Source organism: Arthrobacter hankyongi (assembly GCF_022012395.1).
Taxonomy (GTDB): Bacteria; Actinomycetota; Actinomycetes; order Actinomycetales; family Micrococcaceae; genus Crystallibacter; species Crystallibacter hankyongi.
This window is the reverse complement of sequence record NZ_JAKLTQ010000008.1, coordinates 108,677-122,861: the sequence shown is the minus strand read 5'-3', so window position 1 is coordinate 122,861 and position 14,185 is coordinate 108,677. Positions and strand designations below refer to the sequence as shown.

Here is a 14,185-nt window from a genome sequence, read left to right as displayed (position 1 = left end):
GCGGGGCCGCAGGCACCATAATCCGTACGGAGGTGGGCGACGGTGGAGATCACTCCGGAGTATGCCAGGCGGGTGGTGGCGGCGCTGGCCGCTAAATGCCCTCCTGCCGACTGCCCGCCTGCACGGCATAAGGCCCCGCGAAAGATGCCGTCAACCAACTGTGCCTCGCCAAGGGCCCATGCTGACGAGGACATGTATCCATGCGGTGCCGGGCCGTTGGAGGATGCACCGTGACCACCGGGGACCTCGATGCGGAGGTGGATGCGTGAAGACTGCGGCACGAAAGGCCCGGATCCGGCTTGCGCCTGGCCGGGTCGGGCACCTCGTCCTGGCATGCCCATCGACCGGTCCGCTGTCGTCCGCGGTACCGGCCGTGGTTCGGACGCCGGACGTCCCGGTGGACAGGGCCGCGGGCGGCACACACGTGAGCATGGACGAAACGGACCTGTGGTGTGCGCCCGGAGTGCAGCGCGAAGTGGTTCGGAACCCGGACAGCTTGGAACGGTGTCCCGCCGTCGGCCATGCCTTGGAGCAGATTGGAGAAGGCCTGGACTCCCTGCTGCGCAGCGACTTCGCCAGCCTGTCAGGCGGGGAAACACGTGTGGTCGCGCGACTGCTGGACAGGATGGGCCGACGGCTCGATGCCGCCTTCCTGGCCGCCGTGGCACGGCTCGAGCAGGCCGATGCGGGTGCCTTGGGGGACGGAACGCCGTGTTCGGTGCAGGTGTTCCTGAGGACACAGTTGGGAGTCGCGCCCGGCCGGGCGAAGGCCGACGTGGCGGCGGCCGCAGCGATCCACGGTGCGGGCAGCGGGTTGTCCGCAGGGACGGCAGGTTCCACCGCCTGCAGGCCGTCCGGGAAACTTCGGCTGCTGGGTGCGCTACTGGCTGCCGGACAAATCACCAAGGCCCACGCCGATACGGCCGTGCGCACCTTGGAGCAACTGCCGGAACGGTTGAAGTCCGAGCCGGTCATTGAACAGGCTGCCGGGCTACTGGCCGAGCACGCGCCAAAGACGACCGTCGCGGAGATCAAGCGGATTGCGGACAGGCTCCTGCGCACCCTGGAAGCGGACCGGGACGACCACTACGACCCGGAGTCTTTCAACCGCCGGTCGGTCACCCTGGGTACGGACCAGACCGGCATGGTCTGGGGCCACTACCAGCTGGACCCGGATGCCGGGGCTGAGCTCAAGAGCATCCTGGAACCACTGAGCGCTCCCCGCCCGGACCAGAAGGATGAACACGGCAACTTGGTGGCCCGCGACGAACGGAGCCCGTCCCAGCGGCGGGCGGACGCGCTGATGGAGGCCGTGCGGGCCGGGGCGCGGCACCTGGGGCTTCCCCTGTCGGCCGGGGACGCGGCAGGCTGCGGGCAGGCCCGACGGGACCTGCTCTTCGAACTGCCTGAGGACCCAGGCAGCAGCAAGGCCGCCAAATTACGGTCCGGACGCCGGCCCGTCCGGGTCAGCATCGTCACCTCGCTTCAGGACTTCCTGAAGCTCAGGGCAGTGCATCAGGCTCGCGGCGGCACATCGGCGCCTGGTACGACCCCGGATTCTGCCTGCGCCCCGGCTCGCAGCCCGGTGGGCGGCACAGCCGGGGCTTCCGGGCAAAGCCCGGGATACGGGCCGCCGTCCTGTGAACAGTTGGGCGGCATCTCGGCCGGCACGATGGCGCGGATGCTGTGCGATTCGACCTTGGAGCGCGTGGTCATCGACGCGCGCGGCGCCCCGCTGGACTTGGGGCTCTCGGTCAGGCTGGCCAGCCCCGCCCAGCGACGGGCCATCGCGGTCCGGGACCAGGGCTGCATCTTCCCCGGCTGCGACCGGCCGCCGTCATGGTGCGAGGCCCACCATGTGGTGTGGTATTCGCGCGGCGGACCGACGGACGTGGGCAATCTGTGCCTGCTCTGCCCGCAGCACCACACCTTCATCCACACCGGCGCCTGGGAGCTGGCAATGATCGACGGGATCCCCTACGCCCGCCCGACCGCCGTTTCGCCCCGGTCCCTGCGGGCTGTGCCGTTCGGCACCGTCAGTCGCGGCGACTGGATCCGCAACGGCTTTTTCGACCGGCTCAAGGCCGCAGACCTCGCCGCACGGCGGATCAGGATCGCGGCAGAACCGGGCCAGCCAGTTCAGTCAGAAGCGACTTCACACAAGGAGTACCCTGCGCACCGGGATCGGACGAAACAATAGACTGGACGCATGACTGAACCGCACGCCGACAGCTTTGATCCCTCAGCCAGTTCTCTCTCGGGCCAGGTGGCCCCGGAAGTGATGGAAGAGCTCCTTTCCGTCCGGGGCAGCATCGACAATATCGACGCCACTTTGGTCTACCTGCTGGCCGAACGCTTCAAGGCGACCCAGCGTGTGGGCTACCTCAAAGCCCGGTACAAGCTTCCCGCCGCCGATCCGGACCGCGAGGTGGCGCAGATCGCCCGGCTCCGCCGGCTGGCCGAGGAGGCCCACCTTGACCCGGCGTTCGCCGAGAAGTTCCTGAACTTCATCATTTCCGAGGTCATCCGGCACCATCAGGCCATCGCGGAGAACCACGAAGCTGAGTCGGAACAGGTCGGAGAACCGACAAGTGGCCGCTGAGGCGCCTGCGTCCGTTGCGGCCGGCGGACCCGAACGTCCGACCGTCGTCGCCGCCACCGCGCTGGGCAGCTGGCCCGGGACGGACCCGGTGGAAGCCGCGCGCACCGTCCGCGGCGAACTGGGCGCGCCGAACCTGCCGCATTTGGTGGAACTGCCGGACCGCGGCAGCGGCTCGGATCCGGTGGGGCGTACCGCCGCCATGCTGGTCGACCTGGCCGTGGACCTGCAGCCGCACGGCTGGCGCCTGGTGGACCGGCCCGGGCAAGACCAGCGCCGGGCCGTTTCGGCCCTGGCCACGGACCTGAGCGTTCTGGCCGACGTCGTCGGGGCGGAAGAGAACCCCGGCCGGCAGCTGAAACTGCAGCTGCGCGGTCCACTGTCCCTGGCCGCGAATCTTTACCTGCACTATGGCGAGCGGGCGCTGCTCGATGCCGGCGCCCGCCGGGACATCGCCCAGTCGCTGGCGGCCGGTGCCGCCGAGCACCTGTCCAAGGTGGCCGGTGCGGTGCCTGCCGGTACCCAGCTGGTGGTCCAGCTCGACGAGCCGGAGATCGGCCAGGTGCTCTCCGGGTCCATTCCCACGGCCAGCGGCTACCGCACACTCCGCTCCATTCCCGCACCGGAGGTCTCGCGGACCTGGCAGGAGGTGGCGGATGCGCTGCGCGCGGCCGGCGCCGTCGAAATCGTGCTGGCCATTCCGGCCGAGGACGCCGCACTCGAGGCGGTTGCAGCCGCCGGCGTCGACGGTTTTGCCCTGCCGGCTGCGGGACTGACTACCGCGCGGTGGGAAGCCATCGCGGCCGCCGTCGAATCGGACCGCAGGATCTGGCTGGGTGCCGTGCACACCGCAGACCCGGCGGCGCCCCTGCCGCAGGTCAGGCAGTTGGTGGAGTCCGTGCTGCGTCCATGGCGGCAACTGGGCCTGCCCGCGGCCAGCTTGCCGCAGCTGCGCATCACCCCGTCCACCGGGCTCGCCGGCCACAGCCTGGACGCCGCCCGGCTGGTCCTGACCCGGCTCGGGCAGGTGGCCGACGCCCTGAACCAGGTCGTCGCCGAAGCTTAAGGTGACCCGGGCCGGTAGCTGAACGCGCCGTCGTATTCGAGCACCGTGCCCAGCTGGCGCTGGATCACCTTGGTACGGATCCGGAACCGGCCCTCGGCCTGATCCCACCACTGCTCGGTGAATGCGGCCGCCTCCAGCAGCCGGGGCAGCGGCAGGGACAACGGTCCGGCCAGCAGGCGGCTCCGCCGCGACACCAGGCGCATGCGGCCATCCGCACCGGCGCTGCATTCCAGGTCGGTGCTGAGCAGGCCGCTGCGGCCGACCCGGTCCAGCAGCACGCCCCGCTGCGGATCCCAGACGGTCACGTCCTCCATGATCCGGGTCCGGCCGGCGAATTCCAGTGTCCGCACGGCGCTCAGCGCCGGCCGTCCGGCGGCGTCCAGCCCGGCGCGGTTCACGATCGTGAACGGGACGTTGCGCTGGTATTCCGGAAACAGCGAGCGGTCCCGGGCGGACAGCCGCAGCAGCGGCCGCAGCGCCGGCAGCGGACAGCCGGCGACGTCGAAGGTCCCGGTCCCGGTGCCGCAGGCCAGGGGGCCGGCCGGATCCAGGTCGAAATAGTCCTGCAGTTCAGGCTGCAGCCGGGCGAATCCGGCTCCCATCGCCAGCCGGTAAACGGACATGGGCCGCCCCTCCTAGAGCCGTCCGGCGGCCTTGAGCCGGATATAGGTATCGGCCAGCGCCGGCGGCAGTTCGTGCGGGGTGGCATCGACCACCTCGGCCCCCAGTTGCCGGATGGCCGCCGTGACGGCGGCCCGCTCGAGCAGGGCATGCTCGGCCGCCGCCGCGCGGAAGGTTTCGGTCGCCGTGCCGCGGCGCTGGCGCAGTTCGTCCAGGTACGGATCCCGCACCGAAGCCACCACCACCATGTGCCGGGCGGTCAGCTGCGCGAGTACCGGCAGCAGGCCCTCCTCGGCGGCGCCCGAGTCCAGCGCACTCAGCAGCACCACCAGCGACCGGTGCGAGGCGACCGCCTGCACCTGGGCCGGAAGCTGGCTCCAGTCCGTCTCGATCAACTCGGGTGCCAGCGGTGCCATCGCCGTGACCAGTTGGTTGAGCATGTTGGCCTTGCCGGTGGACTTCACCCGTGCCCGCACGCGCCGGTCGAAGGCCAGGAAATCCACCCGGTCCCCGCCGTGCTCGGCCAGGACCGCCAGCAGCAGCGCTGCCTCGATGCCGGTGTCCAGCCGCGGTTCGTCGTCGATCCGTGCGGCGGAGGTGCGCGAGGTATCCAGCACGATCACAACGCGCCGGTCCCGTTCCGGGCGCCAGGTCCTCACGACGACAGCCTGGCGCCTGGCGGTGGCCCGCCAGTCGATCGAGCGCACATCGTCGCCCGGCACATAGTCGCGCAGTGAATCGAATTCGGTGCCGGCACCGCGGATCTGCACTGCCGCCCGGCCGTCCAGTTCGCGCAGCTTGCGCAGCTTGGACGGCAGGTGGCGCTTGGCCCGGAAGGCCGGGAGCACCCGTACCGCTCCCGGGGCGTCCAGCGTGCGCTGGCGCGCCGCCATGCCCAACGGTCCGAAGGATCGGATGGCCGCATGATGGGCCCGCAGGTCGCCGCGGCGCTGAGGCCGCAGCCGGACCGTCATGGTCCGCCGCTCACCGGCGGGCACGGACAGCTGCTGGACCGGATCGGCCGCTCCCGCCGACGGCTGCCAGCCGTCCCGGACCCGGGCGCGCAGGGTCCGCCTGCCGGTGTTGGTCAATTCCAGTACCGCGGCACAATCCTGGCCGAGCCGGACATTGGCCGGGACTGTCCGCCGGACGATGACCCGGCGCGGGGAGGCCGCCAGCAGCAGGTCGGTGCCCAGTACGGCGGCGAGCAGCAGGACCCACCACAGCGCGGTCGTGCCGGAGGGGAACAGCAGCAGCGGGATGACGCCGGCCAGCGCCAGCAGGATGAACCGTCCGGTCAGGGCCATCGGGACTCCGACTGTGCGGCCGTCACCGCGGCACCGGTACGGTGGCCAGGATGCTCAGCAGCACATCGTCGACCTGGACGCCGTCCATTTGGGCTTCCGGCCGCAGGCCCACCCGGTGCCGCAGGGTGGGCAGCGCCAGCGCCTTGACGTCGTCGGGGGTGACGAAGCTGCGCCCGGTCAGCCAGGCCCAGGCCTTCGCGGTGTTCAGCAGCGCGGTGGCGCCGCGCGGCGAGACACCCAGCTGGAAGGACGGGGCGGAGCGGGTGGCCCGGATGACGTCCACGATGTAGCCGAGGACCTCCGGCGAGATGGCCACGGCCGCCACCTCGGCGCGTGCGGCGGCGAGGTCGGCGGCGGAAGCGGCCGGCCGTACCCCCGCCGCGGCAAGATCGCGCGGATTGAAGCCGAGGCTGTGGCGCCTGATGATCTCGATCTCGGCGTCGCGCTCGGGCAGCGGCATCGTCAGCTTGAGCAGGAAGCGGTCGAGCTGGGCCTCGGGCAGCGGGTAGGTGCCCTCGTACTCGATCGGGTTCTGCGTCGCGGCGACAATGAAGGGGTCGGGGAGCTTGCGCGAGACGCCGTCCGCGGAGACCTGGCGTTCCTCCATGGCTTCCAGCAGCGAGGCCTGGGTCTTCGGCGGCGTGCGGTTGATTTCGTCGGCCAGCAGGATGTTGGTGAAGACCGGGCCCTCGCGGAAGGTGAATTCGGCCGTGTGCGTGTCGTAGACCAGCGAACCGGTGACATCGCCGGGCATCAGGTCGGCGGTGAACTGGATCCGCTTGGTCTGCAGGCTCAGGGCCGCCGAAAGCGAGCGCACGAGCAGCGTCTTGGCGACGCCGGGCACGCCCTCGAGCAGTACGTGCCCGTTTGCGAGCAGGGCGATCAGCATGCCGGTGACCGTGGCGTCCTGGCCCACCACGGCTTTGGCCACCTCCGCGCGGACCTCCAGCAGCGCCTGCCGGGGCCGGTCCGGGCCGGTGCCGGCCGCAGCTTCGTCCCACGGGGCCTCGAGCTGCGGGTTGGAGTGGTGCTGCTCGCTCATCGGTGGATTACCTCTTTCTCTAGGGCCAGCAGGTCCTGGGCCCAGCTGGCCAGTTCGGCTTCGGTGCCGGGAAGGTAGCTGCGCAGCAGCTGCTCGATCCGGTCCGGACTGTAGTGCAGGGCGGCATGCCGGGAACCGGACGCAGCGCCGGTTGGGCCGGCCGCCGGGTGCAGGACGGCGGTGGCAGCCCGGACGACGGCGGCGGAGTCCGCCTCCGGTCCCAGCCGCAGGTGCGCCGCGAGCCGGGTCAAGGTGCCGGCGCGCAGACCGGCTGCGGCCCGTGCCACGGCCCTGGACTGCTGGTAGAGCCGGGCGCGTCCCTGCGCCGTTTCCGCTGCCGGGACGATCACCGGCAGCGGCTCGGTTACCAGCGGGCCGAGCCGGCGGCCGCGCCACAGCATGGCCAGCACGCCGACCGCCATCAGCCACAGCGAGACGGGCGTGACCCACGCCGGCAGCAGGCTCAGCGGGTCCTGCGGTTCCCGGGACAGTGCCACATCGGCGGCGGTCGGCTGGTACCAGACGAGCGTTGCGGTACTGCCCAGGGTGTGCAGGGCCAGTGCGGCGTTGCCGTCCTGCGTGATCTGTCCGTTGCTGAGCACCTGGCCGGCACCGAGGACCACGGTGCGGCCGCCGTCCGTCGAGGCGTAGGCTCCGGCGGGTTGGGCACGGGTCTGGAAGGTGAAGCACAGCGAACCGCCCCGGTAGGCTAGGCCGCCCCGCGAGATGGACCCCGCAGCCGCCGGACCGGACAGCGTGCAGCCGGCCGGCAGCGGGCTGCCCTCGGTGGGTACCAGGCCCGCGGGCAGGATGCCTGGCGCCAGCGAGCGTAGCTGCGGCAGCGAGGGCTCGACCAGTACCAGCTTGGCTGACTTGCCCTGCAGGGATGCCAGCTGGGCTGGCTGCAGGTAGCCGTCCGCGTCGTGCAGCAACAGCGTCGCCGGCGTCGCGCCCTCCAGCAGCCGGCGGGTCTCGTCCAGGGACTGGGGGAGCAGGACCTGCACGCCGTGGCCGCGCAGCACCTCGGCCACGGCCCGGGCGCCGTTGGGCCCGGCGTTGCCGGGGGAGAGCTCGCGGTCATCGCCGGTCGAACGGGTCAGCTGCAGGACCATCACACCGGCGAGCAGCAGCAACAGCAGGATCCAGAACCCCCAGCGGCGCACCGCTCCGCGGGAACCAGTGCGGGAACGTCTGCTGGAGATGCTGCGGAAATTGCCATCAGCCGCGCCGGTCTTCGCGGGACCGCCGGAACCGTCCCGCTCCGTGCCGGGAGCCGGCCCCGCCGCCGTGTCCGGCATGTCCGTGGCCAGTTCCGCCGGCCCGGGGGCGCTCATCGCGGCACCGCCGGATCCGGAAGGGGCTGCCCCGGGAAGACCGGTGCGGCCGCGGCCAGTGCCGTGTCCAGCTCCCGTATGCGCTGGTACCCGTCCCGGTCTGCCGGAACATTTCCGTACCGCACCGCATCGAACCGGGCGGCGGCCCGGCGCAGGCTGTCCGCGTGGCCGGGGAAGACGGGGCCGAGCTGCCCGGCGGCCTCATCGGCGGTCCGGCCCGGCTGTGCCTCGAGCACCGTCCGTTCCTCGCAGGCGCGGACCAGCGCACGGAACTGTTCGGTGACGGCGGTATTCCACTCACCCCGGGCCGCAGCCGCCGCGGCCAGGCCCCGGTGTTCGGCGGCGGTGCGCACGATGGCGGCGTCGAACACCTCGGCCTCGCGCCGCCGGCGGCGGTCCAGCCGGGGTTTGACAATCCAGATCATCGCGGCGATCAGCAGCAGGACGGTCAGCCCGATCAGCAGGGTGCCGGCGTTCGGGTCCAGGCCCTTGAGCGAGGTGAGCAGGTCTTCGAGCCACTGCAGGAACCGGTTGAGCAGGTCCTGCAGCAGCCCTGGCTTGGCGTCCTGGTATGGCTGCCGGGCCAGTTCCCGGATCAGTAGTTCGCGGGCCTCGTCCGGCCCCGGTGTGACGGGCGCGTCAAAGCGGGGGGCAGCCCCGGGAACCGCACCCATGGCCAGGATGGCAATCAGCGGACCCACGGGGTGCCCGGCGCTTGGGCCGGCCCGGCAGGGCCGGAGGCCAGGCCCGGGATGGTGTGGGTTTCAAGCCCTGCCGCCTGCTCGTGCTCGCGGGCCAGGACGGCGTCGAATCCTTCGCGCCGGATCCGCAGGTCCAGGTACATCAGGGCGATGACGGCGGCCTGGAAGGCATAGCCGATCGCGGAGAAGATCGAGGAGACCAGCATCGAGGCAAGCGTCAGCGGTCCCATGGCCGCCAGCATGTCCTCGGCCGAGGACGGGTCGCCGGTGAGCGGGGCCACCAGGCCCATCGCGAAGGAGATCGGCATGCTGATCACCGAGGTGATCACCGAAACGATGATGGTGCACAGCAGCACGATGCCGAAGGTGCGCCACCAACTGCCGTTGGTCAGCTGCCAGGAGCGGGCCAGCGACCGGAACAGCGGTGCCCGCTCCAGCACCATGGCGGCAGGGGCCAGCATCAGTTTGATGCCGATCCAGACGGAGGCGAGCACCAGCGCCAAGACGCCCAGGACGATGCCCCAGGCCGACGTGGGACCGAACTGGTCCGCGAGGACGACCGCTCCGAGGACGATGGCGGCCACGGCAATGACAGTCAGCAGCAGATACAGCAGGCCCAGGCCGATCAACGCCCAGATCCTGCCGCGGGCCAGCGACCACATCAAGGCGAATCCGGTCTTCTGGTTCACCGCCGCCCGGGCGGTCGGAATGGCGACGACGCCCTGCAGCAGCAGGACACCTACTCCGGAGAGCAGTCCCAAAACAGCCGAGGACACCAGCAGCGACGCGCCGAGCGAGACCAGCGACTCGTCCGGGAGTTCCTCGCTGGCCAGCACCTGCGCCCCACCCAGGACGGACAGCAGCAGGCCGCCGGCCAGCCACGACAGCAGGCTGACGGCCACCTGGAACAGCACAGCCGTGCCGAAGACCGCCGCCGCGTTCTTGCGGGCAGCCTGGAAGGCGCCGTCCAGGATTTCCCCCACGCCCAGCGGCCGCAGCGGAATGACCCCCGGCTTGGGCGGGGCCGTGTAGCCCGGGTAGCCCTGGTACCCGGGATACCCCGAGGGGGAGGGCCCGGCAGGCTGGGACCAGCCGGGGGCCTGGCCCCACTGCGGCTGCTGGCCCCATTGGGGCTGTTGTCCCCACTGCGGTTGCTGGCCGTCCGGAACTGGGCCGTGGCTCAAGAAAATCCCCCTGTTTTGGTCAAAGTGTTAGCCTTCGAACAGCCTATAGTTTCCGCCGGACAGTTCATAGAACGCGCGCCGGTGGACAATGCCGGGCACAATCGGAGGTATCCGGGAGAATATGGAGTTATGAAGGCACGAATTCTGGTCGTAGACGATGATGAGGCGCTGGCGGAGATGATCGGCATCGTCCTGCGCAATGACGGGTTCGACCCGGTCTTCTGCGCGGACGGCGCCAAGGCCCTCGACGTATACCGCAGTTCGAAGCCGGATCTTGTGCTCCTTGACCTGATGCTGCCGGGCATGGATGGAATCGAAGTCTGCCGCCAGATCCGCGGCGAATCGGATGTGCCGATCGTGATGCTGACCGCGAAGTCGGATACCTCCGACGTCGTGCGCGGCCTGGAATCCGGTGCGGACGACTACGTGCCCAAGCCGTTCAAGCCTGCCGAACTCGTTGCCCGGGTGCGGGCCCGCCTGCGGCCGGGGGATCAGCGTGCCCCCGAAACGCTGCGGATCGCCGACGTCGTCATCGACGTCGCCGGCCATGCTGTGCACCGCGGCGGGCAGAAGATTTCGCTCACCCCGCTGGAATTCGACCTGCTGGTGGCCCTGGCCCGCAAACCCTGGCAGGTGTTCTCGCGCGAACTGCTGTTGGAACAGGTGTGGGGTTACCGCCACGCTGCCGATACCCGGCTGGTCAATGTGCACGTCCAGCGTCTGCGGTCCAAGATCGAACGCGACCCGGAGGCGCCGGAGGTTGTGCTCACCGTCCGCGGCGTCGGCTATAAGGCTGGCCAAGGTTAGTTGGAAGCAGTCGTTTCATCACGGCCCGTCAGGCTGGCGGCTGCCGCCGCCAGCTTCCGGCATGCCATCCTGGAATTCCCGCGCCGGTTCGCGCTCAAGTGGCGCCGTTCCCTGCAATTCCGCACGGTGGCGGCCACGGTGCTCCTGACGGCGCTGGCTTTCACCGGTGTCGGGGCCTTCCTGTCCAGCCAGATCGCCACCGGTTTGTACGACGAACGGGTGAACCAGGCCGAGGCCGAGGCCCAGCGCGGCCTGTCCGGTGTCAAGAGCATTTTTGAGAACTCGTCGGCCAGCGACCGGGCCACGGTCACCAGTATGGTCACCGACACGCTCAAGCTGCTCGAAGGCACCGGGGCCGAGGCGCCGCGGCATTTTCTGCTGACTCCGCTGAAGAACGCCCAGAACCTCTATGTGGCCAGCCTGACCAATTCCACGATTACCGCCGCCACCATCCCGGAGGCGCTCAGCCGGGCGGTCGCCGAAGGCGATGGCCAGTACAGCCAGCCGCTGGCGCTGCCGGTGGGGGACCGGGACGTGCCCGGCGTGGCGTTCGGCACCAAGGTGGTGCTGCCACCTGGCAATGCCTACGCGCTCTACCTGATCTACGACCTTTCCTCGGTCCAGCAGACCCTGGACTACATCCACCGCGTGCTCTGGGCCGGCGGTGCGCTGCTGCTGGTCCTCATCGGCGGCGTCGCCTGGGTGGTGACCCGCGCCGTCGTGCATCCGGTCAGCGAGGCGGCGGCCGCCTCGGAGAAGATTGCCGCCGGACAGCTGCAGGAACGCCTCGAAGTCAAGGGCGAGGACGAACTGGCGCGGCTGGGCGCCTCCTTCAACCACATGGCCGAGACCCTGCAGGAGCAGATCACCCAGCTGGCGGCGATGTCGGAGATGCAGCAGCGCTTCGTCTCGGACGTTTCGCACGAACTGCGCACTCCGCTGACCACCGTCCGGATGGGCGCCGAGGTGCTGTACGACGCCCGCGGGGATTTCGACCCGGTCAGCGCGCGCTCGGCGGAACTGCTCTACAACCAGGTGGAACGTTTCCAGGCCCTGCTGGCCGACCTGCTGGAAATTTCCCGGTTCGACGCCGGCGCGGCGGTGCTGGATGCGGAGCCGACGGACATGCTCGACGTCGTCCGCCGGGCAATCGACGACGCCCGTCCGCTGGCGGAGAACTCAGGTTCGGCCCTCGAGCTGGTGACGGAGCAGACCCGCTGCATCACGGACATGGACGACCGCCGGATCGACAGGATCCTGCGCAACCTGATCGTCAATGCGCTCGAACACGGCGAAGGCAATCCGGTCCAGGTCACCGTGGCCGCTTCCGACGAGGCCGTCGCGGTGGCCGTACGGGACCACGGCATCGGCATGACCGAGGACGAGGCATCCAAGGTTTTCGACAGGTTCTGGCGTGCCGATCCGGCCCGGGCCCGGACCACCGGGGGCAGCGGGCTGGGGCTGTCCATCGCGGCCGGGGACGCCAGGCTGCACGGCGGCTGGCTGCAGGCCTGGGGCAAGCCGGGGGAGGGGTCCTGCTTCCGGCTAACCCTGCCGCGCCACCGGGACACCGTGCTGCAGCAGTCCCCGCTGCCGCAGCCGCAGTGGGATGGGGCAACGCAGCCGGAGGCAGCCGCGGACGCGGTACCGGATGCGGAACTGCACAAGGAGGACGAGCGTGCGGCGCCCTGACCGCCGGCGCAGCCGGTTCGCGACGACGGCGCTGCGCATCGCCGTCGTGCTGCTGGCCGTCCTGCTCACCGCCTGCTCGTCCATTCCCACCTCCGGCCCGGTCAGCACATACCTGGCCGACGACGGCGATCGGCAGCAGGGGCCGGAATTCACGTTCAACCCGCCGGGGCCGGCCGAGGGAGCCACGCCGCAGGAGATCGTGCAGGGATTCCTGCTGGCCGGCACGGCCACCCAGGACGACTACAAGATTGCGCGCGAGTTCCTCGCCCCGTCACTGGCCGGCGAGTGGCAGCCGGTACAGCGCACGCTGGTCTACCGGAACACGGCCAAAGTCGTCGGTTCGCCGTCCAAGTCCGAATTCGTGGTCCAGCTCGAGGTGGAAGCCGTGGTGGACGAACGCGGCATCCTCCAGGAAGCTGCGGAAGGTACCACCGAATCGGTGGAGGTGAATCTGGTCCAGGTGGACGGCCAGTGGCGGATCGCCCAGATCCCGGACGGCACCATGCTCTCCGCGACGGATTTCCGCACTCTCTTCGACCCGCACGATCTGTACTTCTACGACGCCACCTATACCTATGCGGTACCGGATGTCCGCTGGTTTGCCAGCCGGCAGGGTGTCTCGGCGGCCATCGTTGCCGCACTGCTGGAGGGCCCGGCGCCCTATCTGGCCGGTGCGGTGCTCAGCGCCTTCCCGGAGGGGACCACGCTGGTGCGCCGCTCGGTACCCGTGGAATCCGGCGAGGCCACGGTGGACCTGTCCAGCGAGGTGCTGACCGGGACCACGTTCCTGCGGCGCCAGCAGATGCAGCAGCAGCTCGAACTGACCTTGGCCGGGCTGCATACCATCAGCACGATCAAGCTCACCGTGGACCAGCGCGATGTGGACCTGGGCGGCAACCCGGACCCAGCCTTCAAGGCAGCGGTGCGGAACCCGGCCGTGGGCAGCACCCAGATCGCCCTGCTGAACGATGAACTGGTCTACTACGAGGGATCCCGCCCGCAGCGTCCGGACGGTCTACCCTCGGTGGCGGCCTACTCGCCCCGGGATCCGGCCATGTCCCTGGACCAGCGGCATATTGCCCTCCTGAACGGGCAGCGGACGCGCATGCTGGTGATCGGCGCGGACCGCACGCTGCGCGAAGCGGCATCGGGCAGCGCCCTGACTGCTCCGAGCGTGGATCCCTTCGGCTGGGCCTGGACCGCCGCCGGGGACGGCAGCGGCGCGGTCTACGCGGTGGACCCGGACCGGGACTCCGGAGCCCGGGTTGAGGTCGGCGCCCAGTGGCTGACCGAGCGCACAGTCAAGTCACTGAAGATTTCGCGGGAGGGATCGCGCGCCCTGATCATTGCCGACGACGGCGGCGAAACGATGGTCTACGTCGCCGGTGTGGTGCGCGACCGGCAAGGCCGGCCCAAGAGCATCAACACTCCGATAGTCCTCAAGCCGGCGGTGCCCGTGGACCGGGGCGTCTGGGCTGCTGAAGGGACCGTGGTGGTGATGGCCGCCGCCGACAAGGCTGACACGGAAGTGACGGCCCAGGCCCTCGGGCTCGATTCCAGCTCGCTGCGCATGGCGCCGCTGGCGGGAATGCTGGGAATCAGCGTCGGCAACGGCGCTGAGGATGTCTACGCCCAGACCCGCGACAGCCTGTATGTGCGGGTGGGCAACAGCTGGGCTCCGCAGTCTCCGCCGGTAGTGCAGGACCGGGCCTTCCCCGGCTAGCACGCCGGCCGGCCCGGTCCGGCGACTCGTCCTGCACAGCGGCAGCACGGAGCCGGTTTTCCCGCCGGCGCCGTCCGGTGCCCCGCCGCAGTGCCGCAGCCGGCAGCAT

12 protein-coding genes are annotated in these 14,185 nt (G+C 70.4%); 6 read left to right on the top strand and 6 right to left on the bottom strand.

Going from position 1 to position 14,185, the window contains the following annotated elements; genetic code table 11:
- Positions 1-430 precede the first annotated feature (430 nt).
- Genes LVY72_RS12620 through LVY72_RS12610 form a run of 3 tightly spaced genes read left to right on the top strand, consistent with a single transcriptional unit; the run spans position 431 to position 3,665 of the window.
- Entirely contained in the window at positions 431-2,200 is a 1,770-nt protein-coding gene (locus tag LVY72_RS12620) for an HNH endonuclease signature motif containing protein (RefSeq protein WP_237821346.1), read from the top strand.
- A gap of 9 nt (positions 2,201-2,209) precedes the next feature.
- Entirely contained in the window at positions 2,210-2,602 is a 393-nt protein-coding gene (locus tag LVY72_RS12615; protein ID WP_237821344.1) for a chorismate mutase, read from the top strand.
- Positions 2,592-3,665, top strand: a complete 1,074-nt coding sequence (locus LVY72_RS12610) for a uroporphyrinogen decarboxylase/cobalamine-independent methonine synthase family protein (RefSeq protein WP_237821342.1) — start codon at positions 2,592-2,594, stop codon at positions 3,663-3,665. The genes LVY72_RS12615 and LVY72_RS12610 overlap by 11 nt, the downstream gene beginning before the upstream one ends.
- Here the strand turns inward: LVY72_RS12610 and LVY72_RS12605 are convergent.
- Genes LVY72_RS12605 through LVY72_RS12580 form a run of 6 tightly spaced genes read right to left on the bottom strand, consistent with a single transcriptional unit; the run spans position 3,662 to position 9,854 of the window.
- Positions 3,662-4,288 carry a DUF4166 domain-containing protein gene (locus LVY72_RS12605; RefSeq protein ID WP_237821340.1) on the bottom strand — a complete coding sequence of 209 codons (627 nt, stop codon included), beginning with the start codon at positions 4,286-4,288 and terminating at the stop codon, positions 3,662-3,664. The two genes, LVY72_RS12610 and LVY72_RS12605, sit on opposite strands and share 4 nt — an antisense overlap.
- A 12-nt stretch (positions 4,289-4,300) precedes the next feature.
- Positions 4,301-5,593, bottom strand: coding sequence for a DUF58 domain-containing protein (locus LVY72_RS12600; protein ID WP_237821338.1), 1,293 nt, complete (start codon positions 5,591-5,593; stop codon positions 4,301-4,303).
- A 22-nt stretch (positions 5,594-5,615) separates the two neighbouring features.
- Positions 5,616-6,635 carry an AAA family ATPase gene (locus LVY72_RS12595; RefSeq protein WP_237821335.1) on the bottom strand — a complete coding sequence of 340 codons (1,020 nt, stop codon included), beginning with the start codon at positions 6,633-6,635 and terminating at the stop codon, positions 5,616-5,618.
- A complete protein-coding gene (locus LVY72_RS12590; protein WP_237821333.1) occupies positions 6,632-7,969 on the bottom strand; it encodes a DUF4350 domain-containing protein in 1,338 nt (445 codons plus the stop codon). The genes LVY72_RS12595 and LVY72_RS12590 overlap by 4 nt, the downstream gene beginning before the upstream one ends.
- Complete coding sequence (locus LVY72_RS12585) at positions 7,966-8,670, bottom strand: DUF4129 domain-containing protein (RefSeq protein ID WP_237821331.1); 705 nt, start codon at positions 8,668-8,670, stop codon at positions 7,966-7,968. Before LVY72_RS12585 ends, LVY72_RS12590 begins: the two co-directional genes overlap by 4 nt.
- The gene (locus tag LVY72_RS12580; RefSeq protein ID WP_237821329.1) at positions 8,658-9,854 is read right to left on the bottom strand and encodes a glycerophosphoryl diester phosphodiesterase membrane domain-containing protein; all 1,197 of its coding nucleotides are present in this window, start codon (positions 9,852-9,854) and stop codon (positions 8,658-8,660) included. Before LVY72_RS12580 ends, LVY72_RS12585 begins: the two co-directional genes overlap by 13 nt.
- A gap of 129 nt (positions 9,855-9,983) precedes the next feature.
- On the opposite strand from LVY72_RS12580, the gene mtrA reads away from it, so the two are divergent.
- Genes mtrA through LVY72_RS12565 form a run of 3 tightly spaced genes read left to right on the top strand, consistent with a single transcriptional unit; the run spans position 9,984 to position 14,076 of the window.
- On the top strand, positions 9,984-10,661 hold the full coding sequence (gene mtrA / locus LVY72_RS12575) for an MtrAB system response regulator MtrA (RefSeq protein ID WP_237821328.1): 678 nt from the start codon (positions 9,984-9,986) through the stop codon (positions 10,659-10,661).
- Positions 10,662-12,353 (top strand): MtrAB system histidine kinase MtrB, encoded by a 1,692-nt coding sequence (gene mtrB / locus LVY72_RS12570; protein ID WP_372463704.1) that lies wholly within the window; start codon positions 10,662-10,664, stop codon positions 12,351-12,353.
- The gene (locus LVY72_RS12565) at positions 12,340-14,076 is read left to right on the top strand and encodes an LpqB family beta-propeller domain-containing protein (protein ID WP_237821326.1); all 1,737 of its coding nucleotides are present in this window, start codon (positions 12,340-12,342) and stop codon (positions 14,074-14,076) included. The genes mtrB and LVY72_RS12565 overlap by 14 nt, the downstream gene beginning before the upstream one ends.
- Positions 14,077-14,185 lie beyond the last annotated feature (109 nt).

What these genes read in the sequence shown, in the direction of transcription:
- LVY72_RS12595 (WP_237821335.1), bottom strand. Translation starts at nt 6,635, where the DNA reads ATGAGCGAGCAGCACCACTCCAACCCGCAGCTCGAGGCCCCGTGGGAC.
- LVY72_RS12605 (WP_237821340.1), bottom strand. Translation starts at nt 4,288, where the DNA reads ATGTCCGTTTACCGGCTGGCGATGGGAGCCGGATTCGCCCGGCTGCAG.
- LVY72_RS12600 (WP_237821338.1), bottom strand. Translation starts at nt 5,593, where the DNA reads ATGGCCCTGACCGGACGGTTCATCCTGCTGGCGCTGGCCGGCGTCATC.
- LVY72_RS12620 (WP_237821346.1), top strand. Translation starts at nt 431, where the DNA reads ATGGACGAAACGGACCTGTGGTGTGCGCCCGGAGTGCAGCGCGAAGTG.
- LVY72_RS12590 (WP_237821333.1), bottom strand. Translation starts at nt 7,969, where the DNA reads ATGAGCGCCCCCGGGCCGGCGGAACTGGCCACGGACATGCCGGACACG.
- mtrA (WP_237821328.1), top strand. Translation starts at nt 9,984, where the DNA reads ATGAAGGCACGAATTCTGGTCGTAGACGATGATGAGGCGCTGGCGGAG.
- LVY72_RS12615 (WP_237821344.1), top strand. Translation starts at nt 2,210, where the DNA reads ATGACTGAACCGCACGCCGACAGCTTTGATCCCTCAGCCAGTTCTCTC.